The 19,460-nt window shown below is 69.1% G+C and carries 20 protein-coding genes; 5 read left to right on the top strand and 15 right to left on the bottom strand.

All coding sequences use genetic code 11. From position 1 onward, the window contains the following. Positions 1 to 78 precede the first annotated feature (78 nt). The 6 genes from ESP51_RS07415 to ESP51_RS07390 all read right to left on the bottom strand — a co-directional run bounded on the left by ESP51_RS07415 (position 79) and on the right by ESP51_RS07390 (position 5,314). The gene (locus tag ESP51_RS07415; RefSeq protein WP_129520263.1) at positions 79 to 1,275 is read right to left on the bottom strand and encodes an FAD-dependent oxidoreductase; all 1,197 of its coding nucleotides are present in this window, start codon (positions 1,273 to 1,275) and stop codon (positions 79 to 81) included. Further along, a complete protein-coding gene (locus ESP51_RS07410; RefSeq protein WP_241843036.1) occupies positions 1,262 to 2,047 on the bottom strand; it encodes a methyltransferase domain-containing protein in 786 nt (261 codons plus the stop codon). The genes ESP51_RS07415 and ESP51_RS07410 overlap by 14 nt, the downstream gene beginning before the upstream one ends. 4 nt (positions 2,048 to 2,051) lie before the next feature. Then, complete coding sequence (locus tag ESP51_RS07405; protein WP_129520262.1) at positions 2,052 to 3,194, bottom strand: type III polyketide synthase; 1,143 nt, start codon at positions 3,192 to 3,194, stop codon at positions 2,052 to 2,054. 100 nt (positions 3,195 to 3,294) lie between these two features. Further along, entirely contained in the window at positions 3,295 to 3,786 is a 492-nt protein-coding gene (locus tag ESP51_RS07400; protein ID WP_129520261.1) for a DUF2017 family protein, read from the bottom strand. Beyond that, positions 3,783 to 4,073 carry an ATP-dependent Clp protease adapter ClpS gene (clpS, locus tag ESP51_RS07395; protein ID WP_129520260.1) on the bottom strand — a complete coding sequence of 97 codons (291 nt, stop codon included), beginning with the start codon at positions 4,071 to 4,073 and terminating at the stop codon, positions 3,783 to 3,785. Before clpS ends, ESP51_RS07400 begins: the two co-directional genes overlap by 4 nt. A 101-nt stretch (positions 4,074 to 4,174) precedes the next feature. Next, on the bottom strand, positions 4,175 to 5,314 hold the full coding sequence (locus ESP51_RS07390) for a class I SAM-dependent methyltransferase (protein ID WP_129520259.1): 1,140 nt from the start codon (positions 5,312 to 5,314) through the stop codon (positions 4,175 to 4,177). A gap of 91 nt (positions 5,315 to 5,405) precedes the next feature. Here ESP51_RS07390 and ESP51_RS07385 point away from each other — a divergent pair, with 91 nt between their 5' ends. The 3 genes from ESP51_RS07385 to ESP51_RS07375 all read left to right on the top strand — a co-directional run bounded on the left by ESP51_RS07385 (position 5,406) and on the right by ESP51_RS07375 (position 8,049). Continuing rightward, positions 5,406 to 6,116 carry a hypothetical protein gene (locus tag ESP51_RS07385; protein ID WP_129520258.1) on the top strand — a complete coding sequence of 237 codons (711 nt, stop codon included), beginning with the start codon at positions 5,406 to 5,408 and terminating at the stop codon, positions 6,114 to 6,116. Positions 6,117 to 6,269: 153 nt separating this feature from the next. Continuing rightward, the gene (locus ESP51_RS07380; protein WP_129520257.1) at positions 6,270 to 6,965 is read left to right on the top strand and encodes a response regulator transcription factor; all 696 of its coding nucleotides are present in this window, start codon (positions 6,270 to 6,272) and stop codon (positions 6,963 to 6,965) included. A gap of 10 nt (positions 6,966 to 6,975) precedes the next feature. Continuing rightward, positions 6,976 to 8,049, top strand: coding sequence for a sensor histidine kinase (locus tag ESP51_RS07375; RefSeq protein WP_277871066.1), 1,074 nt, complete (start codon positions 6,976 to 6,978; stop codon positions 8,047 to 8,049). 9 nt (positions 8,050 to 8,058) lie between these two features. On the opposite strand, the gene vanX is transcribed toward ESP51_RS07375, so the two are convergent. The 8 genes from vanX to ESP51_RS07335 form a co-directional block, all read right to left on the bottom strand. Further along, entirely contained in the window at positions 8,059 to 8,667 is a 609-nt protein-coding gene (gene vanX / locus ESP51_RS07370; RefSeq protein ID WP_129520255.1) for a D-Ala-D-Ala dipeptidase VanX, read from the bottom strand. Further along, the gene (gene vanA / locus ESP51_RS07365) at positions 8,664 to 9,704 is read right to left on the bottom strand and encodes a D-alanine--(R)-lactate ligase (RefSeq protein ID WP_129520254.1); all 1,041 of its coding nucleotides are present in this window, start codon (positions 9,702 to 9,704) and stop codon (positions 8,664 to 8,666) included. The genes vanX and vanA overlap by 4 nt, the downstream gene beginning before the upstream one ends. Further along, a complete protein-coding gene (locus tag ESP51_RS07360; protein WP_129520253.1) occupies positions 9,697 to 10,641 on the bottom strand; it encodes a D-isomer specific 2-hydroxyacid dehydrogenase family protein in 945 nt (314 codons plus the stop codon). The genes vanA and ESP51_RS07360 overlap by 8 nt, the downstream gene beginning before the upstream one ends. Positions 10,642 to 10,852: 211 nt before the next feature. Then, positions 10,853 to 11,269, bottom strand: coding sequence for a heat shock protein transcriptional repressor HspR (locus ESP51_RS07355; RefSeq protein ID WP_129520252.1), 417 nt, complete (start codon positions 11,267 to 11,269; stop codon positions 10,853 to 10,855). 8 nt (positions 11,270 to 11,277) lie between these two features. Further along, the gene (locus tag ESP51_RS07350; RefSeq protein WP_129520251.1) at positions 11,278 to 12,258 is read right to left on the bottom strand and encodes a DnaJ C-terminal domain-containing protein; all 981 of its coding nucleotides are present in this window, start codon (positions 12,256 to 12,258) and stop codon (positions 11,278 to 11,280) included. 150 nt (positions 12,259 to 12,408) lie between these two features. Then, the gene (locus tag ESP51_RS07345) at positions 12,409 to 13,107 is read right to left on the bottom strand and encodes a nucleotide exchange factor GrpE (protein WP_129520250.1); all 699 of its coding nucleotides are present in this window, start codon (positions 13,105 to 13,107) and stop codon (positions 12,409 to 12,411) included. 2 nt (positions 13,108 to 13,109) lie between these two features. Continuing rightward, positions 13,110 to 14,996 (bottom strand): molecular chaperone DnaK, encoded by a 1,887-nt coding sequence (gene dnaK / locus ESP51_RS07340; protein ID WP_129520249.1) that lies wholly within the window; start codon positions 14,994 to 14,996, stop codon positions 13,110 to 13,112. 247 nt (positions 14,997 to 15,243) lie between these two features. After that, complete coding sequence (locus ESP51_RS07335) at positions 15,244 to 16,026, bottom strand: AraC family transcriptional regulator (protein ID WP_129520248.1); 783 nt, start codon at positions 16,024 to 16,026, stop codon at positions 15,244 to 15,246. 48 nt (positions 16,027 to 16,074) lie between these two features. On the opposite strand from ESP51_RS07335, the gene ESP51_RS07330 reads away from it, so the two are divergent. After that, positions 16,075 to 16,503: a DUF2000 domain-containing protein gene (locus tag ESP51_RS07330; protein ID WP_129520247.1), complete on the top strand. Its 429-nt coding sequence runs from the start codon at positions 16,075 to 16,077 to the stop codon at positions 16,501 to 16,503. Positions 16,504 to 16,706: 203 nt separating this feature from the next. On the opposite strand, the gene ESP51_RS07325 is transcribed toward ESP51_RS07330, so the two are convergent. After that, positions 16,707 to 17,138, bottom strand: coding sequence for a hypothetical protein (locus ESP51_RS07325; protein WP_129520246.1), 432 nt, complete (start codon positions 17,136 to 17,138; stop codon positions 16,707 to 16,709). A gap of 415 nt (positions 17,139 to 17,553) precedes the next feature. On the opposite strand from ESP51_RS07325, the gene ESP51_RS07320 reads away from it, so the two are divergent. After that, the gene (locus ESP51_RS07320; protein WP_129520245.1) at positions 17,554 to 19,437 is read left to right on the top strand and encodes a transketolase; all 1,884 of its coding nucleotides are present in this window, start codon (positions 17,554 to 17,556) and stop codon (positions 19,435 to 19,437) included. Positions 19,438 to 19,460 lie beyond the last annotated feature (23 nt).

The following is a 19,460-nucleotide window of genomic DNA, read 5'->3' as shown; positions in this document are numbered from 1 at the left end:
CGGAATTCTTTCGTTTCGCAGCCCGCCACAGGAACGGCGGCCGCCGCGGAAGCCGACGGGGCGCGGAGCCGCAACCGCTCAGAGCCAGCGCATCGTGAACGCGTTGGCGAGCAGCGCACGCAACGGCGGAATGGCGAGCACGCGCACCGCGGCGTTGCGCGCGGCGAGACGCAGGCCGTGCGCCGGCGCCCCCATCGCCATGTTGAACGCGGCCTGCCGGATGGCGCGCGCGGCGGCCCGCCGACGCACCAGGTCGTAGGCTTCGAACGCCTCGAACGGTGCGCCCGCCGAGAGCGCCGCGGCGAGCTCGTGGTCGAGGCGCACGGCGTCGAGCCAGCCGAGGTTCATGCCCTGGCCGCCGATGGGGCTGATCTCGTGCGCGGCGTCGCCGGCGAGCGCGACCCGGCCGCGCGACATCCGCTCGGCGAGGTGCTGGCGGACCTCGAACGCACTCGGCACGCCCGCGTCGTCGACGTCGAAGGCGGCGCCCGTGCGCGATCGCACGATCGTCTCGAGCTGCTGCGCCGACGGCTCGGCCGGCGGCCGGTGCACCCACGCGACCCATCGACGCCCACCCCCCGGCAGCGGGAACGACTCGACCACGCCGGCGGGCTCGAAGTGCAGCAACGCCGTCGACGGCTCGCCCGTGTCATCGCGCGTGTCGCACATCACGTAGTGCGCACGTCCGCGCCGCTGCTCCCAGCCGAGTCCGAGCAGGTGACGGATGCCGCTGCGCACCCCGTCGGCGCCGACGGCGTATCGCGCACTCACGTGCACCGGCTCGCCGCCGGCCGTGCCCGCCACCTCGACGTGCGTGCCGCGGTCGCGGAGCCCGACCACCTCGACGCCGCGGCGCAGGCTCCCGGGCTGCAGCTCTTCGAGGCGGCGCTCGAGCACGTCCTCCGTCTGGAGTTGCGGCAGCGACAGCACCGTTCCCGCGCGCGCGAACGACAGGGCGCCGAGCACGCGCCCGCGGCAGATGACCCGGCCGGAGCGGATCTCCACCGCGTGAGATCGCACCTCGGGCTCGAGTCCCACGAGCCCGAGCGCGCGCAGCCCCGGCGGGTGGATGCCGATCGCGCGCGACCGCCCGCCGCGCTCGGTGCGGCGCTCGAGCACGACGACGTCGAGGCCGCGGCGCGCGAGCAGGCATCCGAGCAGGAGTCCGACGGCGCCGGCGCCGACGATCACGACGTCGTGGTGCGGCTGCGCGGCCGAGGGCCCCGACGCCTCGCGTCGGGGTTGGGCCTCGCGGTGTGCGTCAGCTCGCGGCATCCGCGCTCCAGATCACTTCGAGCCGTGAGGGGAAGCCGCGACGCACTCGCCATCCGGGCGGCAGCGACGCCGCGAGCTCGGCCGCGGTGTGGCTGCGGCGGATCGAGGTGAGCCCGTCGGCGCGGATGTACGAACCCGCGAGCAGGTTGCGGGCGAACGGCCAGGTGCCGAGGGCGAAGCCGGCGTACCCGAGCCGGGAGCGCTCGATATCGCAGTGCACCGCCACGCCACCCTCCGCCGTGAGGCGCTCGGAGTCGGCGAGCAGTTCGCCGAACTCGCGACCGTCGAGGTGGTGCAGCACGTGGTTCGACATCACCACATCGAATCGCTCGCCTACGACGGCGAGCTCGCGGCTCGAGATGCGGCGCAGCGACAGGCCGGGCTCTGCAGGCTGGCGGAGCGCCCAATCGAGGGCGCGCGGATCGGGATCGATCGCGACGACCTCGAGCCGCACGCCGTCGGCCCGAGCCCACTCGAGCAGCGCGCGCGGCACGTCGGCGGCGCCGGTTCCGATGTCGAGCACCCGGCAGGTGGCCGCCGGCGACAACCGCGGCCGGATCCACCGTCGGTACACGGCGCGCATGTTCGAGACGACGACGTTCACGAGGCGGAACCGGTCGTAGGTGCGCTCGAGCATCGCGAGGTCGGCGGCGGGGTCGTCCATGAGCTCGGTCGCCGATTCGTCACGCGAACCGAGCGACCCGAGCGCATCGAGCACTCCGAGCGCTCTGAGCGCATCGACCGAGCGGATGCCCCTGAGCCCACCGGTCACGACGTCACGTGCGCACCGTCATGAGCGCCGACTCGACCGTGAGGCCCGGGCCGAACGCCATGGCCACGACGCGATCGCCGTCGCCCGCGGCATCCGACTCGAGGATGTTCTTCAGCACGAAGAGCACCGTCGCACTCGACATGTTGCCGAAGTCGCGAAGCGTCTCGCGGGCCGGCACGAGCTGCGCCTCGCTGAGTCCCAGGCGCGACTCGACCTTGTCGAGGATGCTGCGACCTCCGGGGTGGATCGCCCAGTGCTCGATCGCGTCGCTCGAGGCATCCGTCGCGAGCGCCTCGCCGAGCGCCGGCTCGTGCGCCAGGAGCGGCTCGAGGGCGCCCGTGATGTGGTCGTCGATGATCGCGGGCACCGCGTTCGAGAGCACCATCTCGAACCCGTGGTCGCCGATCTTCCAGGCCATGTCGCCCTCGCCGACGGGCGTGATGCGCGTCTCGAACCGATCGAGGTCGAGTGCGCGCTCATCGGCGGCGAGTGGTCGCGACGAGACGATGCCGGCCGCGGCGCCGTCGGCGAAGAGCGACGAGGCGACGATCGTGTCGGGGTCGTTCGACGAGCGCAGGTGCAGCGTGCAGAGCTCGACGCTCACCACGAGCACCACGGCGTTCGGGTCGGCCTCGCAGAACTGCTTCGCGGTGCGCAGCGCCGGCATCGCCGCGTAGCAGCCCATGAAACCGAGGTGGTAGCGCTGCACGGCCGGGCCGAGCCCGAGATCGCGAACGAGCATGAAGTCGGGGCCCGGCGCGTAGAAGCCCGTGCACGACACGGTGATGACGTGCGTGACATCGGATGCCTCGATGCCCGGGGCCGCAGCGAGTGCAGCGCGGCCGGCCTCGACGTAGAGCTTGGTGGCCTCGGCTGCGTAGACCTCGTTCCGCGCCTTCGTGCCCGGCAGCAGGAGCTCGCCGCTCGCGATGTCGAAGAACACGGGCTCCTCGGGATGCGCGTCCCAGCTCAGCTCGTCGAGCACGGTGTACCGGGTCTCGATGCCCGACACGTTGAACGACGTGGCGACGATGCGCTGCGCCAGGCGGTTGAGGCCCGGCTGCGCCGCGAAGACGTCTCGCACCTCGCTCTGCACCAGGGTGGTCGGCGGGATCGCGGTCGAAACAGCTCTGAGCGTGACGGCCATGATTCAGTCTAGGCAGACGTTCGCGCTCGGCGGCAGCGGCACGAGGGTTCGGCGCGTCCGGTGCGGCGCGCAGAGTGCGGCCGCAGCTGCCCGCGGCGCGTCAGCCCTTGATGGGGTCGAGCACCTCGAGCATCGAGCCCTGCACGAATCCCGCCCACTCGTAGGCGGCCCGGAGGTAGTCGTCGCGGGTCTCGTCGGATTCGTCGCTGCCCTCCTCGACGATGCCGACCCGCTCGGCGAGGATCAGCCGCAAGTCGGTGAGGAAGGTGAGCCAGCTCCATGCCTCGGCCTGGTCGAGCTCGATCTGCACGAGGCCGGTGTCGTCGTCGACGGCGGTGGCGTCGCGCACCTGCTGGGCGGCCTGCCGCTTGCCGTCGACGAGGCTGTCGCGCGTGTAGCGGGTGAAGTCTTGGGCCGCCGTGACGTCGTCGGGATACGCGTTCGGGAGCAGCCGGCCGAGCGCCGGGTCGTCGACCTCGCCGAGCAGGAGCACCGAGTCGACCTGGTCGGCGAGCTCGGAGAGCAGCATCGCCTCTTCGGTCTCGAGCACGAGCCGCACTCCCTCGCCGCCGTCGCGGCCCGCGACGATCATGGCGCGGCCTTCGACACCGTCGCCTGCAGGCCGTAGCCGTGCATCGCCTCGGCGTGCCGTTCCATCGCCTCGCGGTTGCCCGTGGCCACGATGGCGCGGCCCTCCTGGTGCACCCGCAGCATGAGCCGCTCGGCCTCCTCGCGCGGGTAGCCGAAGTAGCTGCGGAACACGTAGCTCACGTAGGTCATGAGGTTGACCGGGTCGTCCCACACGATCGTGCTCCACGGCATGTCGATCGCGGTGTTCACGACGCTTTCCGTGTCGAGGTGCTCGAGTGTGTCGGTCATCCCACAAGCCTGACACGACCTTTCCCGCGAGGGAACCCGGTTGCATTGCGATCATGCAAACGCGCGTGTCGTCGTGTGGCACCCCTCCCGTCAGGCGTGCGTCAGCGTGCGTCGTCTGTCACCGTCGACGCCGTCACGGTGAACTTCGCGTTGCGTGCGATCTGGCGCGTGGGGCCGACGAGCCGCTCGAGCAACGGCCGGTACCGCAGGTGCGAGTTCCACACGCACCACAGTTCGCCGCCCGGGGCGAGCACGCGCGCGGCATCCGTGAAGAGATGGGCCGCGATGCCCGCGTGCACGGCGGCATCGCTGTGGAACGGCGGGTTCAGCACGACGAACGGCTCACTCGCATCGGCGAGCGACTCGAGCGCATCAGCCCGGTGCACGAGCACGCGGTCGGCGACGCCGTTGGCCTCGGCCGTCTGGAGAGCGGATGCCGCGGCCGCCGCCGAGCGATCGCTCGCCGTCACCGTCAGCGCGGGCCTGGCGCGCGCGAGCCACGCGGCCACGATCCCGGTTCCACAGGCGAGATCGACGGCGCTCGCGGCATCCGGAACCGCGTCGCCGAGCTGCTCGAGCAGGAAGCGCGTGCCGATGTCGACGCCCGTGCCCGCGAACACCCCGCCGTGCGCGACGACCGTCATGTCGAGGTCGTCGTGCCGCTCGCTGCGCGGCCATGGCTCGGCCGCCGGATGCCGGGACGCGCGCGGCCCCGTCGAGGTGAGCACGCGCGACTTCTGCCGGGCGTGGCTCACGTCGACCCGTTCGAGCCACGCGCCGAGCACGTCGTTCATCGCGAGCGACATGTGCTTGATCCGCCCGCCGGCGACCACGGCGACGCCGGGAGCCGCATGCATAGCGATGAGGCCCGCCACCTCGTCGAGCCGGTCGAGCGAGCGCGGCAGGCGCAGGAGCACGAGTCGTGCGCCCGCGACGAGCTCGGGGTCGAGCGGCATCGATTGCACGGCATCCGCGAGGCCGGCGCGTTCGGCGTTCTCGGCGAGCGCGCGTTCGCCCGTGATCGCGTCTTGATGCGAGCGGATGCCGCGGGCGCCGGCCCCTGCGGCGGCGAGCGCGAGGGCGCCGAACGCGTCGTCGACGACCACGAGTTCGCCCGGGTCGGTTGCGGCAATGCGGGCGGCGGCTTCATCGAGGATGAGGCGGTCTGCAGCATCCGACGCCTCGAGTCCGTGACCCTCGACGTCGGGGTGACGCCGCAGGGCGCCGAAGTCGAAGGCCATGCCCCAAGGGTACGGGCGGCGGCGCCGGGGCGCCGAGCTGTTCGGGCGACTGGGTGCGGTTCTCGGGCACGTTTGCTACCCTCGGGTCCGCATGCGGGGCGCAAATGAACGGCAACCAGCGGAATCGCGCGCGGCCAGGAACTCGGCCGCAGCGCGCGGCGCTCATGCCCGCAGATCGAAGCGCCGGTTCGCCGCCCCGAGCGCTGCCATCGCCGTGTTCGCGATCGTCGCCACGCTCGCGCTCGCGCCGGTCACGCCCGCCGGCGTCGACATGTCGGTCGCCGAGGCGGGCGCATCGGTGGGCACGGCACAGACGGTGACCGTCGCTCCGGATGTCACGGCGCCGCCGGTCTCGCACGAGTCGTACACGGCGGCGACCGGCCCCGAGACGCTCATCGCGAGCGGCACCAACGAGGACTGGGCGAAGCTCGTGCTCATCTACGGCGACTGGCCGGTGACCGAGCAGAACGTCACCGTGATCCTGCAGTGGATGCGCGAGGAGAACGGTCCCGACAACTGGTGGAACCGCAACAACCCGCTGAACAACGGCCACGGCTCGGGCGGCGGCAGCGGACTCGGCAGCTACGACAGCCTCGACACCGCGGCGTTCTACGCGGCCGACAACCTGCTGAAGCGCTCGTTCTACACCGCGATCGTCGCTGCGCTCGAGGATGGCACGTCGGCCGCGGCGGTGGCTCAGGCGATCTGGGCGTCACCGTGGGCGTCGAGCCACTACGGCAACGGCGCGAACTGGACCACGTCGCCCGTGCCGATCATCCAGGCCCCGCCCTCCGCCTGGTGACCCCGGTGGTTGAGTAGCGCCGCGCGAAGCGCGACGCGTATCGAAACCACCCCCCGAGCAGCCCAGTGGTTTCGATACGCCTGCTTCGCGGGCTACTCAACCATCGGTCTTTCGATACGCCGGCGATATGCACCGGCTCCTAGCATTGCGAGTATGCGCGTGTTGGTCGTCGAGGATGAGCCCTACATGGCGGAGGCCATCCGCGATGGGTTGCGCCTGGAGGCGATCGCGGCCGACATCGCCGGTGACGGCGACACCGCCCTGGAACTGCTGAGCATCAACGCTTACGACATCGCCGTCCTCGACCGCGACATCCCGGGTCCATCCGGCGACGAGATCGCCGAGAGCATCGTCGCCTCCGGCAGCGGCATCCCGATCCTGATGCTCACCGCGGCCGACCGCATCGACGACAAGGCCTCCGGCTTCGAGCTCGGCGCCGACGACTACCTCACCAAGCCGTTCGAACTCCGAGAGCTCGTGCTGCGTCTCAGGGCACTCGACCGCAGGCGCGCGCACAGCAGGCCGCCCGTGCGAGAGATCGCCGGCCTGCGACTGGATCCGTTCCGCCGTGAGGTCTACCGCGACGGCCGCTACATCGCGCTGACCCGCAAGCAGTTCGCCGTGCTCGAGGTGCTCGTCGCCGCCGAAGGCGGGGTCATCAGCGCCGAAGAGCTCCTGGAGCGAGCGTGGGACGAGAACGCCGACCCGTTCACCAACGCCGTGCGCATCACCGTCTCGGCGCTGCGCAAACGCCTCGGCGAACCCTCGATCATCGCCACGGTGCCCGGCGTCGGCTACCGCATCGAGGCAGCGCCCGGCGCCGGTCAAGGGGAAGGCGACGATGGCTAGGGCGCCCGGGTTGAGCGTTCGCCTCAAGCTCACCCTCAGCTATGCGGGGTTCCTCATGATCGCGGGTGCCCTGCTGCTCGCGGTCGTGTGGGTGTTCCTCCTGCGTTACGTCCCAGACGGCCCGATCCTGACCCCCGGACCCGGCATGCCCAACCGCGGCGATCTCGAGCGCGCCTTCATTCCGGCCGCGGCCTGGGCGATGGTCTTCCTGCTCGGGTTCAGTCTGCTGGGAGGGTGGATCCTCGCCGGCCGCATGCTCGCGCCTCTGGCCCGGATTACGGAGGCCACGCGCATCGCTGCGAAGGGATCGCTCTCGCACCGGATCGAACTGGACGGCCGGAACGACGAGTTCCGCGAACTCGCCGACCGGTTCGACGCCATGCTCGCACGGCTCGAAGCCCACGTCGCCGAACAGCAGAGGTTCGCAGCCAACGCGTCGCACGAACTGCGCACCCCGCTGGCGATCACGCAGACGCTGCTCGACGTCGCCCGCAGCGATCCGAACGGCGACGCCCGCGAGCTCGTCGATCGCCTCCACGCCGTCAACACCCGGGCGATCGAACTCACCGAGGCCTTGCTCCTGCTCAGCCGCACCGACCAGCGATCCTTCACGCGAGAACACCTCGACCTGTCGCTCATCGCGGAAGAAGCCACCGAGACGCTCCTCCCCCTTGCAGAAGAACGCGGGCTCACCATCGAGACCTCCGGCGACATCACCCCCACCATCGGCTCGCACGCGCTCCTGCTGCAGCTGACCACCAACCTCCTGCACAACGCCATCGTCCACAACGTCACCGAGCACGGCACCGTGCAGGTCAGCACCACCGCCCGCCCCGAGTCCGTCGTGCTCACGGTCGAGAACAGCGGCGACAAGCTCACGCCACAGCTGGTCTCGACCCTCACCGAACCGTTCCAGCGCGGCACCGGACGCATCCGCGCCCACCACGCAGGTGTCGGCCTCGGCCTGGCCATCGTCAAGAGCATCACCCAGGCGCACGATGGAACCCTCACCCTCACCCCGCTCGACGCTGGAGGGCTCCGAGTCACGGTGCAGTTACCTGCCGCGCCAGCGCACACCGGATGACGACCAGCCCTACGTGATCGGAAAGTCGAAATAGGTGTCGGGATGCGGCTCGTTCCGCAGCGTGTAGTGCCACCATTCGGCCGGATAGGAGCTGAACCCGCAGGCCTCCATGATCGAACGCAGGTGTTGCCGGTTCCGAGCCTCGGCTTCCGGGATTCCCTCGGCTCCGTGATGTGAGACGGAGTCCATCAGATCATGGTCGCCGCCCATGGCGACGAGTTCGCCGGTCGCCAGCTGAAAGAGCGTCATGTCGACGGTGCTGCCCCGGCTATGGCCCGACTTCGCGGCCACATAGCCGAACTCGAACATCTCGGGTCGGTCGATGTTCGGATAGTGCCGCAGTTTCGTGCGGCCATCCTCCGGCGCCCGTGACCAGCGCAGGAAGTCGTCGACGGCCCGCTGAGGGCGATAGCCATCCCACAGGAGGAGCCCGAAGCCATGGGATGTCGCTCGGTCGCGCGCGCGCTCCAGAGCTCCGCACAGGGCTCTCGTACCGATGACCCGATTGGCGAGGTATCCGTCGACGGGCTTGCCGGTGAAGTTGTCCCAGGTGGCGTACTTCGCATCCCAGCGGATGCCGGGAACCAGCTCGTCCACGAAGACGAAGTCATCACTCATCGACGTCGTCCGTTCAGTGCGAACGACACCAACCGGTCGATGACCTCGGCGAGCGGGAGCCCGGCGGCCGCCATCATTCGCGGATATCGGCTGTACGAGGTCATGCCCGGGAACGTGTTGACCTCGTTGAGCACGACCTCTCCGTCTTCCTTCAGGAACATGTCGACCCGTGCGAGTCCCCTGCATCCCAACGCGCGATAGACGGCTCGTGCCGTCTGCTGCACGAGAAGGCGCGCCTCTGCCGTGATGTCGGCGGGAACGACCACGGCCGCGTTCTCGGAGCGCACTTCCGGCGCGTCCTCCTGATGGATCCTGAAGAAGCCGTGGGACAGACGGATCTGATCGACCTCGCCGACGATGAGGTCCGTGGCGCTCTCGAGCACCGCGCACCCGACTTCGCTGCCGAGGACCGCCTCCTCGATCAGCACCTTCGAGTCGTACCGTCGTGCGGCTTCCACCGCGCCCGGCAGGTCCTCCGCTCGGTCCACGCGACTGACGCCGAACGACGATCCCGATCGGGCGGGCTTCACGAAAACGGGATACGGCAGCGGGTCGGGGTCGACCTGCCCGTCGGCCGCGACCGTCCAGAACCTCGGGGTGGCGATTCCTGCGCTTCGAACGACGAGATAGGCAAGGGACTTGTCCATGCAGAGGGTGGAGCTCTGGACGTCGCACCCCACATAGGGGATGCCGGAGAGATCCAACAGGCCTTGAATTGCGCCGTCCTCGCCGAGCTTGCCGTGCAGCACGGGAAGCGCCACGTCGAGGTGGACCGTGTCGTATCCGCCATCCGTCTGAACAAGCACTCCGTGGACGCCTCGGTCGGGCGACAGCGTTGCCGCACGGCCGTTGCCGTTCTCCCAGCCCGGGTCGGGGCTCTCGCAGAGCCTCCACTCGCCGCTTGTGGTGATCCCGAGATAGAACGGCTCGTACTTGGCGAGGTTCAGGTTTCGCGCGACCTCTTGCGCAGACTTGACCGAGACGGGGTGCTCTTCCGAGGCCCCTCCGAAGATGACCGCGACCCTCAACCTAGCCATGCTGCCGCCGTCCGAACTCGAGGCAATTGCGAATGGTGTTCTCGACCGTGTCGTACAGTGCGTGCTCCGTGTAATAGGCGGTGTGCGGAGTGATGAGCACGTTCGGCAGCCGTTGCAATCGCAGGACGAGTCGGCTTTCGATCGGCCTGTTTCGCCGGTCGGCGTAGAAGATGCCCTCCTCTCCCTCGAGCACGTCGAGCGCCGCGCCGCCCAACTTGCCGCTCTCGAGCGCGGAGAGCAGAGCCTCGGTGTCGATGAGCGAACCGCGGCCCGTGTTGACGATGATCGCTCCATCTTTCATCTGCTCGATCCGCTGACGATTCAGGAGATGTCTCGTCTCCGCGCTGAGTGGCGTATGCAGCGTGACGAGGTCGCTCCGCTGAAGCAGCTCATCGAGTTGGACGTGGTCCGCAGGGGTATTGGGATTGCGGTCATGAGCCAGCACGCGGCATCCGAAGCCCTGCAGCCTCTCCACGACTGCCGCACCGATGCGGCCGGTTCCGATGACCCCGATGGTCAGGTCGCGGAGCTCTCTGCCGCGCACGCGATTCAGCCTGAAGTCGTGGGCTTCTGCGCGGGTGACGATCGATCGCGCGTTCCGCACGGCCATCAGCATCAGCATCAGCGTGTAGTCGGCCACGCCGTCGGGCGAGTACTCGACACCCTCGACCGAGATGCCGACGCTGCGCGCGAAGTCCACGTCGATGTGGTCATGCCCCGTGCTCCTGGTGGAGATGTAGGCGACTCCGGCTTCGCTGAGCGAACGAAGTGTGGAATTGGTGATCGGAGTCTTGTGGCCGACGCTGATGTATCGATTCCCGATGGCCAGCCCAACAGTAGCCTCGGATGCCGCGGCATCGGTGATCGTCAGTGCGACGCCGAAGCGAGGCGCCACCTCGCGGAACACGACGGCCTCATCCGGCCCGCACCCGTAGATCGAATTCCCATTCCCGTGCCGACGGCATCCGCCCTGCCGAGCGCACCGCGGTGGTCAGCGGCAGCCGAGGAGAACGTGGACGGCAGCGATCGGATGCCGCGGGGCGCTGTTCGTGCGTGTTCGCTGTAGGCCATGCCTCCAGTCAAGGCAGCCCGGTGTTGTCACGACGTATGCGGTTTTCGATACGCCGGCGATATCTCTGGCGCGCTGGTTACTCGCGGTCGAGCGGACGCCACACGACGACGGCGTTCTCGCGCCGCACTCGCGTGCCCGCGCGCATCGAGACGACTTCGCCAGCAGCGCCGGCCGCGAACACGCGACGACCGGGGCGATTGAGCATCTCGTCGGCGAGCGCCGCCTCGAGTTCGCGCACGCGTGTCTCGAGCGACGCGACCTGGTCTTCGAGGCCGAGCACGCGCCGGATGCCCTCGAGGCTCACGCCCTCGCTCGAGAGCTGGGCGATCTCGCGCAGCTGCGAGACATCGCGCATCGAGTACCGGCGGGACTTGCCGGCGGTGCGCGTCGGAGAGACGAGACCGAGCCGGTCGTACTGTCGCAGCGTCTGCGGGTGCATTCCCGCGAGCTCCGCCGCGACGGAGATGACGAACAGCGGACTCAGCTCGTTCATGGTCGCTCCTAGCCCCTGGCCTTCGCGATGAGCCCGTCTCGGGGATTCTCGTCGGGCAGTTCGGCGATGAAGTTGCGCAGCTTCTCCTCGGCGTCTTTCGACAGGTGCGAGGGCACCGCGACCTGCACCTCGGCCAGGAGGTCGCCCGTGCCCTTCGAGGTCTCGACGCCGCGGCCCTTCACGCGCAGCACGCGTCCGCTCGGAGTGCCCGGGGCGACGCGCAGCTTCACGGGGTCGCCCCCGAGCGTCGGCACCTGGATGGTCGCGCCGAGTGCCGCCTCGGCGAACGTGATGGGCACGGTCACCCGGAGGTTGAGACCGTCGCGCTCGAACACGGGGTGCTTGCGCACCGAGACGCTCAGCACGAGGTCACCGGGTTCGCCGCCGTCGGGCGAGGGCTGGCCCTTGCCTCGCAGCCGGATCTTCTGCCCGTCGGCGACCCCCGCGGGGATCTTCACGGTGATCGGCCTGCCGTCGGAGGCCTGCAGGGTGATCTGCTGGCCCTTGGTGGCGGTGAGGAAGTCGAGTGTCGTCGAGGCGGTGACGTCGCGGCCCTTCGAGGGGCCGCCGAAGCCTCGGAATCCACCGGTGGGCTGGCCGAATCGGCCGCCGCCGAACAGCCCGCCGAGCAAGTCGTCGTATTGGCCGCCCTGCTGGTACGTGCGACCGCCCTGACCGCCGAACATCGTGCCGAAGACGTCTTCGAAGCCGCCTGCCGCGCCGCCGCCGCCGGGCGCGGTGAATCGCGCACCTGAGCCCATCGCCCGGATCGCGTCGTACTCCTTGCGCTGCTCGGGGTCGGAGAGCACCGAGTGCGCCTCGCTGATCTCCTTGAACCTCGCCTCGGCCGCGTCATCACCGGGGTTCGAGTCGGGGTGGTACTTGCGCGCGAGCTTGCGGTACGCCTTCTTGAGTTCCGCGTCGCTCACGTCTTTGGAGACGCCGAGCACCTCGTAGAAGTCCTTGTCGAACCAATCCTGACTGGCCATCGGCACCTCCTCTCTCGAAATCTACTCGCCCGGTGGTCGACACCGGTGGTTGAGTAGCGCCGGGCGGAGCCCGACGCGTATCGAAACCAGTGACCGTGCAGTGTGGTTTCGATACGGCTGCTTCGCTGCCTACTCAACCACCGGATCGAGCTACTGCGGGGTCTTCACGACGACCTTCGCCACGCGAAGCAGCGTGCCGCCGAGCAGGTAGCCGGTCTCGACGACGTCGGCCACGGTGTCGGTGTCGACCTCGTCGCTCGGCTGCTGGAAGATCGCCTCGTGACGCTGCGGGTCGAACGGTTCGCCGATCTCGCCGAACGACGAGAGCCCGAGCTTCTCGACGGCCGCGCGGAGCTTCGCCGCGATCGTCGAGAACGGGGCGTCGCCCTCGAGGTCGCCGTGCTTCTCGGCCCGGTCGAGGTCGTCGAGCACGGGCAGCAGCACGGCGACGGCCGCGCCGACGGCGCGCTCGCGCTCGACCTCGCGGTTCGCCTCGGTGCGCTTGCGGTAGTTCGCGTACTCGGCGGTGACCCGCTTGAGGTCGGCGAGGTGCTCGTCGCTCGGCTCCCGGATCTCGGCGGTGGCTGCGTTCAGGATGTCGTCGACCGTGAGCGGCACGTCGTCGTCGGCTTCGGATGCCGCGGCATCCGTCTCCTCGATCGTCTCGCCCGCGCCGGCGGCGGCTTCGGGGCCATCGGCGCCTTCGACCGCCTCAGCTGCCTCCGTCGCCTCGGCGTCTTCGGCAGTCTCGGCCTCGTGCGCCGGACGGCGAACCTCGCCCGTCTCGGGGTCGATCCGCCGCTTGTCGCGGATGACCGGCTCTTCGGGGATCTGGTTCTCGTCGGTCATGATTACCTGGCCTGCTCTGAGCTCGTCGACGTGTCTTCGTCGTCGATGACCTCGGCGTCGACGACGTCTTCATCGGAGGTGGCCTGCTCGCCCGTGGGGTTCGAGTCCTCTCCGGCGCCGGCCGTGGCATCCGCCGTCTGGCTCTGGGCGTAGATGGCCTCGCCGAGCTTGCCCTGCGACTGCGAGAGCTTGTCGAACGCGGTCTTCACGGCCTCGTCGTCGTCGCCGGCGAGCGCCGACTTCAGCGCATCGACATCGCCCTGCACCTCGGACTTGACGTCGGCGGGCAGCTTGTCGTCGTTGTCCTTGATGAGCTTGTCGATCGAGTAGGCGAGCTGCTCGGCGGAGTTGCGCGTCTCGGCGGACTCACGGCGCTTCTTGTCTTCGGCGGCGTGCTCCTCGGCGTCGCGCACCATGCGCTCGACGTCTTCCTTCGGCAGCGCGGAGCCGCCGGAGATCGTCATGCGCTGCTCCTTGCCGGTGCCCTTGTCCTTCGCGGACACGTGCACGATGCCGTTGGCGTCGATGTCGAACGTGACCTCGATCTGCGGGATGCCGCGGGGCGCGGGCGCGATGCCGGTGAGCTCGAACGTGCCGAGCGGCTTGTTGTCGCGCGTGAACTCGCGCTCGCCCTGGAAGACCTGGATGGCGACCGACGGCTGGTTGTCGTCGGCGGTCGTGAAGGTCTCGCTGCGTTTCGTGGGAATGGCGGTGTTGCGCTCGATGAGCTTCGTCATGATGCCGCCCTTCGTCTCGATGCCGAGGCTGAGGGGGGTGACGTCGATGAGCAGCACGTCTTTGCGCTCACCCTTGAGGACGCCCGCCTGGAGGGCGGCGCCCACGGCGACGACCTCATCGGGGTTGACGCCCTTGTTGGGCTCCTGGCCGGTCTCCTGCTTCACGAGCTCGGAGACGGCGGGCATACGCGTGGATCCGCCGACGAGCACGACGTGCGCGACATCCGACAGCTTGATGCCGGCCTCGCGGATGACGTCGTCGAAGGGCTTCTTCGTGCGGTCGAGCAGGTCGCTCGTCATGTTCTCGAACTCGGCGCGGCTGAGCGTCTCGTCGAGGTTGGCCGGGCCGTTCTCGGTGAGCGAGAGGTAGGGCAGCTGGATGCTGGCCTTCATGTTCGAGGACAGCTCCTTCTTCGCCTGCTCCGCAGCCTCCTTGAGACGCTGGAGGGCGATCTTGTCCTTCGAGACGTCGACGCCGGTGGAGTCCTTGAAGCGCTTGATGAGCCACTCGACGACCCGCTGGTCCCAGTCGTCGCCGCCGAGCCGGTTGTCGCCGGCGGTCGCCTTCACCTGGATGGTCGAGAAGTCGTCGTCTTTGCCCACCTCGAGGAGCGAGACGTCGAACGTGCCGCCACCGAGGTCGAAGACGAGGATGAGCTCGTCTTCCTTGCCCTTGTCGAGGCCGTAGGCGAGCGCGGCCGCCGTGGGCTCGTTGATGATGCGCAGCACGTTGAGGCCCGCGATCTCGCCGGCTTCCTTCGTGGCCTGGCGCTCGGCGTCGTTGAAGTACGCCGGCACGGTGATGACCGCATCGGTGACGGTGTCGCCGAGGTACTGCTCGGCGTCGCGCTTCAGCTTCTGCAGGATGCGCGCCGAGATCTCCTGCGGCGTGTAGTTCTTGCCGTCGATCTCGGACGACTTCCAGTCGGTGCCCATGTGGCGCTTGACCGAGGCGATCGTGCGGTCGACGTTCGTGACGGCCTGGCGCTTCGCGGTCTCGCCGACGAGCACCTCGCCGTCTTTCGTGAATGCGACGACCGAGGGGGTGGTGCGGAAGCCCTCTGCGTTGGCGATGACGGTGGGCTCGCCACCCTCGAGGACCGAGACGACCGAGTTGGTCGTGCCGAGGTCGATTCCTACTGCTCGTGACATGTTGTCTCTCCTTCTGCCTGGAGGCCTCGCGAGCGGATGCCGCAGCGCTCCAGAGCTGTCGGCCCGGCCGTGCTGGCCCGCGACCGAAGTCGGTGCGTCAAGACTTGAGCCCTGACGACTCAAGTGTCTCAACGCCATTTCGACGTGTCAAGTTGACGCCGTGGAACTTGAGTGCACCTGACTCAACTCACAGTGGATGCCCAGTATTCCGGCGCTGGCGGCGGCGGATTATCGCGGCGGATCGGGTTCAGCTCGCGCGCGCGAACGCTGCCGGAGTGACGCCGAGCACGCGGCGGAAGTGACGGGTGAGGTGCGCCTGGTCGTGGAATCCGGCCACCACTGCGGCGGTGCTGGGCGGCTCGCCGACGAGGAGGAGCCGGCGCGCGAGTTGCAGCCGGCGGCCGATGACATAGCGGTGCGGGGCGATGCCATAGGCGCGGGAGAAGGCCCGCACGAGGTGGCTGGGATGAGCGCCGAGCACTCGCGCGGCCTCCTCGATCGTGTACGACTCGGTCAGCCGCTCGTCGAGCAGGTCCCGTAGCCGGCGTGCAAGCGGTCGATCCGCCGGCGTAGGGCGACGCTCCCCGCCCTGGTCGAGGATGCGGTCCCGGAGCTCGTGCAGCAGCACCTCGGCGGCGAAGTCCTCGGCGGGGTGGACGACGGCTCGGTGCAACGCGCGGACCGCCCGCACGATCTCCCTGTCGTCGAGGATCGGCCGTGCGACCGCCGCCGATGCGGCGGCGACGGGCAGCCACCCGGCGTCGAGATACAGCACTCGTTTTCGGAACGGCCGGCCCGGCAGCGCGGAGCTGCCGTCGTGTGAGACGTGCGGCGGAAGGATCGACACGGTCGACGGGCTGGTGCGATGCGCCTCCCGGTGGAGGGTGTACTCCACCACGCCCTCGTCGACGAGCAGGACGGTCCACTCGTCGTGCGTGTGCGCCGGGTAGGCGTGAGTCTCGAAGGTCGCGTGCAGCACCTCCCGGATGCCGGGCACGTCGGGCCCCCAGGCACGCACCACATCTGACATGTATGAAACGTACAAGACCGATCGTGGAGTCGACGCGATGCTGGAACCATGACCGAGAGTGCACCCATCCGCTTCGACACCAAAGTCGCCATCCTCGTGGGCGACGATCTCCTGCCCTGGCAGAAGCTGAACGTCACCGCCTTCCTCGTCAGCGGCATCGCCACAAGCGAGCCCGACCTGGTCGGCGAGCCGTACGAGGATGCCGACGGTGCGACGTACCTGCCCATGCTGCGCCAGCCGATCCTCGTCTACGGCGCGGATGCAGCTGTGATGCGCGCGGCGAGGAGCAAGTCGGTGGAGCGCGGCCTCGCCGTCGCGGTCTACACCCGCGAGCTCTTCGCCACCTCCCACGACGCGGCCAACCGGGCCGCGGTCCGCTCGGTCGCCTCCAAGAGTCTCGACCTGGTCGGCATCGGAATCCGAGGACCCCGCAACCTCGTGGATCGGCTCATCAAAGGCGCGCGCATGCACGCCTAGGGCCGTTGCCTTCCAATCTGGAAGTGGGCTACGTGTCGCTGCACAAGGCCGCGGCTCTCGGTCGGCAGCGCACCCGGGTCAAGCTTGACAGCGCGCGGCGTTAGGAGACGGCAAGCCGCCGCGCGGACGAGAAGGGGTGTCGCCATTGGGCGACACCCCCGGCACGCTCGTGAGCCGTTACCGCCGTTGGACGACGGCGGCTGTTAGCCCTCTCGCTCGGCGATGCTCCACACATCTGCTACCGACCGGTGGAGGTGCCGCTCTCCGGCCTGGCGGTACTCGCGAATGAATGCAGCTCGTTGAGCCTCCGTAGCCGCCTTGTGCCGCGAGAACCTGTCGACAGATTCAGCACCAAGGTGCCAAATGATGTCGATCCCCATCAGCTCCGGCGGCGCGTTGACATGACGAGCGGCCGGCTCGGTGAACTCAGGACGAGTCCTCGCAAGATGCCGAAGCATCTCCGTTGTGACCCTCGTGTTCTGAAGAGTCGCACGGACAATTCGCGGATCCGGATCCGCGAGCAACACCTCGAGTACCTCAGCATCAATAGCCTGGAGGCCGGAGACCTGCAGCCTTTCGATGTACGTGCCGTGGCGTGCAAGATCGATCACATTGCGTTCGGCGTCGTTGCTCACGAGACGATTATGCCCACCATGTGCAGATGGGGGGCACGGATGCGTCGCAGTGCGCGCTAAGGGTTCGGTACATGCCCTCGATGGGGCCGATCCTTGAACCAATGTTCATGCGCACGCCGACGATGAGCATCGAGTCCCTAATGCTGGTTCCGCTGATGAAGCGCTCCTTAACGCATCCATCGAGGAAATGCGCCGTGAACGCAGCGACATCATGCGCGAAGCGCTGGCCGAGTGCGTAGAGCGCCGGTCCCCCCAGCCAGACGACGCGAGCGCGACGATGAAGCGGGTGCCCCCCGCTAAGCCGACGACACACAGGAGGCCTCAAGCTCGTGGGTGAATAAGAGGTGGTGAACGCAATTCCTCGCATCGTCGTCAGGAGCGTCGTCGTCGGCGGCGCAGTCATGAAGGAGCGACCGTGACCATCACCCAGACGTCCCAGATCGACCTCGACACCGTGGCCGAGCTCGCCGCCCAATTACGCGTCGACTCGATCCGCTCGAGCACAAGCGCCGGCTCGGGGCATCCGACCTCCAGCATGTCGGCGGCCGACCTGCTCGCCGTGCTCGTCACCCGGCACTTGCGCTTCGATTGGGACGCCCCGACAGCGCCCGGCAACGACCACCTGATCTTCTCCAAAGGGCATGCCTCCCCGCTGTTGTACTCGGTGTACAAGGCCGTCGGCGTCGTCTCGGACGACGAGCTGATGAACGGGTACCGGCGATTCGGGCAACGCCTGGAGGGGCACCCCACTCCGGTGCTGCCATGGGTGGATGTCGCGACCGGATCGCTCGGCCAGGGGTTGCCCGACGGCGTGGGGATCGCCCTGGCCGGCAAGTACCTGGATCGGCAGCCCTATCGAACCTGGGTGCTGTGCGGCGACAGCGAGCTGGCCGAGGGATCCATCTGGGAGGCGCTCGACAAGGCCGCCCACTACGAGTTGTCGAACCTCATCGCCATCGTCGACGTCAACCGCCTCGGCCAGAGCGGACCGACCGAGCTGGGCTGGGATCTCGACGCGTATGCCCGCCGGGCCGAGGCGTTCGGCGCTCGTGTGCTCGTCGTCGACGGCCATGACCTGAGCGCCATCGACGACGCCTTGGGCACGGCCGCCGAGCCCAACGATGGACGGCCGACGGTGGTGCTCGCCAAGACGGTGAAGGGCAGTGGCTTCTCCGAGGTCGAGGACAAGCCCGACTGGCACGGCAAGCCGTTTCCCGACGACATGGCCGACCGGGCGATCGCCGAGCTCGGCGGCATCCGCGATCTCGTGCTTCGCGGCCCGCGGCCCGAGCCCGCGTCCGCCGACGACGCGACGACCGAGCCGGCCGGGGTGGCCGCGACGCTCCCGCACTACGCCCTCAGCGACGAAGTGGCGACGCGCAAGGCCTATGGCGACGCGCTCGTCGCGCTCGGCGCTGCCGACCCGCGGATCCTCGCGCTCGACGGTGAGGTGAGCAACTCGACGTACTCCAATGCGTTCGCGCACGCCTATCCCGACCGGTACTTCGAGATGTTCATCGCCGAACAGCAGCTCGTGGCTGCCGCGACCGGCCTCAGCGTTCGCGGCTATCGCGCGTTCGCGTCGACCTTCGCCGCCTTCCTGACTCGTGCACACGACTTCATCCGGATGGGCGCCATCTCGGGCGTCGACCTCCGACTCGTCGGCTCGCACGCGGGCGTGGAGATCGGGGCCGATGGCCCCTCGCAGATGGCACTCGAGGACCTCGCCATGATGCGCGCCGTGCACGGGTCGACGGTGCTCTACCCGAGTGACGCCACCAGCACCGCCGCGCTCGTCGAGGCGATGGCGTCGACGGCGGGCATCAGCTACCTGCGCACCACTCGCGGCGCCTACCCCGTACTGTACGAGGACGGGGAAGCGTTCCCGGTCGGCGGGTCCAAGCTGCTGCGCTCGAGTGACCACGACCAGGTGACCCTGGTCGGCGCCGGCGTGACACTCCACGCGTGCCTGCGCGCCGCCGAGATCCTCGCCGACGGGGGCGTCGCCGCCCGGGTCATCGACTGCTACTCGGTGAAGCCGATCGACGCCGACACCCTGATCGCCGCGGTCGGCGCAACGTCGGGGCGGATCGTGGTCGCCGAGGACCACCACCCCGAAGGCGGACTCGCCTCGGCCGTCACCGACGCGCTCCTCGCCGGGGGCCCCACGAGCCTGTCCCTCGCGCACCTCGCGGTTCGCGACATGCCAGGCTCCGGATCCGGTCCCGAGCTCCTCGCGTGGGCCGGCCTCGACGCCGACCACATCGCCGCCGCCGCGCGCGAATTGCTCGACCGCTGAGACCCTCGTGATCCATCACAAGG

Source organism: Agromyces albus, from assembly GCF_004134825.1.
In the GTDB taxonomy this organism is placed as follows: domain Bacteria; phylum Actinomycetota; class Actinomycetes; order Actinomycetales; family Microbacteriaceae; genus Agromyces; species Agromyces albus.
This window is presented reverse-complemented; position numbering and strand designations above follow the sequence as displayed.

Coding starts and splice junctions, on each gene's coding strand:
- ESP51_RS07415 (WP_129520263.1), bottom strand. CDS start 1,275: ATGCCGCGAGCTGACGCACACCGCGAGGCCCAACCCCGACGCGAGGCG.
- ESP51_RS07405 (WP_129520262.1), bottom strand. CDS start 3,194: ATGGCCGTCACGCTCAGAGCTGTTTCGACCGCGATCCCGCCGACCACC.
- ESP51_RS07400 (WP_129520261.1), bottom strand. CDS start 3,786: ATGATCGTCGCGGGCCGCGACGGCGGCGAGGGAGTGCGGCTCGTGCTC.
- clpS (WP_129520260.1), bottom strand. CDS start 4,073: ATGACCGACACACTCGAGCACCTCGACACGGAAAGCGTCGTGAACACC.
- ESP51_RS07390 (WP_129520259.1), bottom strand. CDS start 5,314: ATGGCCTTCGACTTCGGCGCCCTGCGGCGTCACCCCGACGTCGAGGGT.
- ESP51_RS07385 (WP_129520258.1), top strand. CDS start 5,406: ATGCGGGGCGCAAATGAACGGCAACCAGCGGAATCGCGCGCGGCCAGG.
- ESP51_RS07380 (WP_129520257.1), top strand. CDS start 6,270: ATGCGCGTGTTGGTCGTCGAGGATGAGCCCTACATGGCGGAGGCCATC.
- vanX (WP_129520255.1), bottom strand. CDS start 8,667: ATGAGTGATGACTTCGTCTTCGTGGACGAGCTGGTTCCCGGCATCCGC.
- vanA (WP_129520254.1), bottom strand. CDS start 9,704: ATGGCTAGGTTGAGGGTCGCGGTCATCTTCGGAGGGGCCTCGGAAGAG.
- ESP51_RS07355 (WP_129520252.1), bottom strand. CDS start 11,269: ATGAACGAGCTGAGTCCGCTGTTCGTCATCTCCGTCGCGGCGGAGCTC.
- ESP51_RS07350 (WP_129520251.1), bottom strand. CDS start 12,258: ATGGCCAGTCAGGATTGGTTCGACAAGGACTTCTACGAGGTGCTCGGC.
- ESP51_RS07345 (WP_129520250.1), bottom strand. CDS start 13,107: ATGACCGACGAGAACCAGATCCCCGAAGAGCCGGTCATCCGCGACAAG.
- dnaK (WP_129520249.1), bottom strand. CDS start 14,996: ATGTCACGAGCAGTAGGAATCGACCTCGGCACGACCAACTCGGTCGTC.
- ESP51_RS07335 (WP_129520248.1), bottom strand. CDS start 16,026: ATGTCAGATGTGGTGCGTGCCTGGGGGCCCGACGTGCCCGGCATCCGG.
- ESP51_RS07330 (WP_129520247.1), top strand. CDS start 16,075: ATGACCGAGAGTGCACCCATCCGCTTCGACACCAAAGTCGCCATCCTC.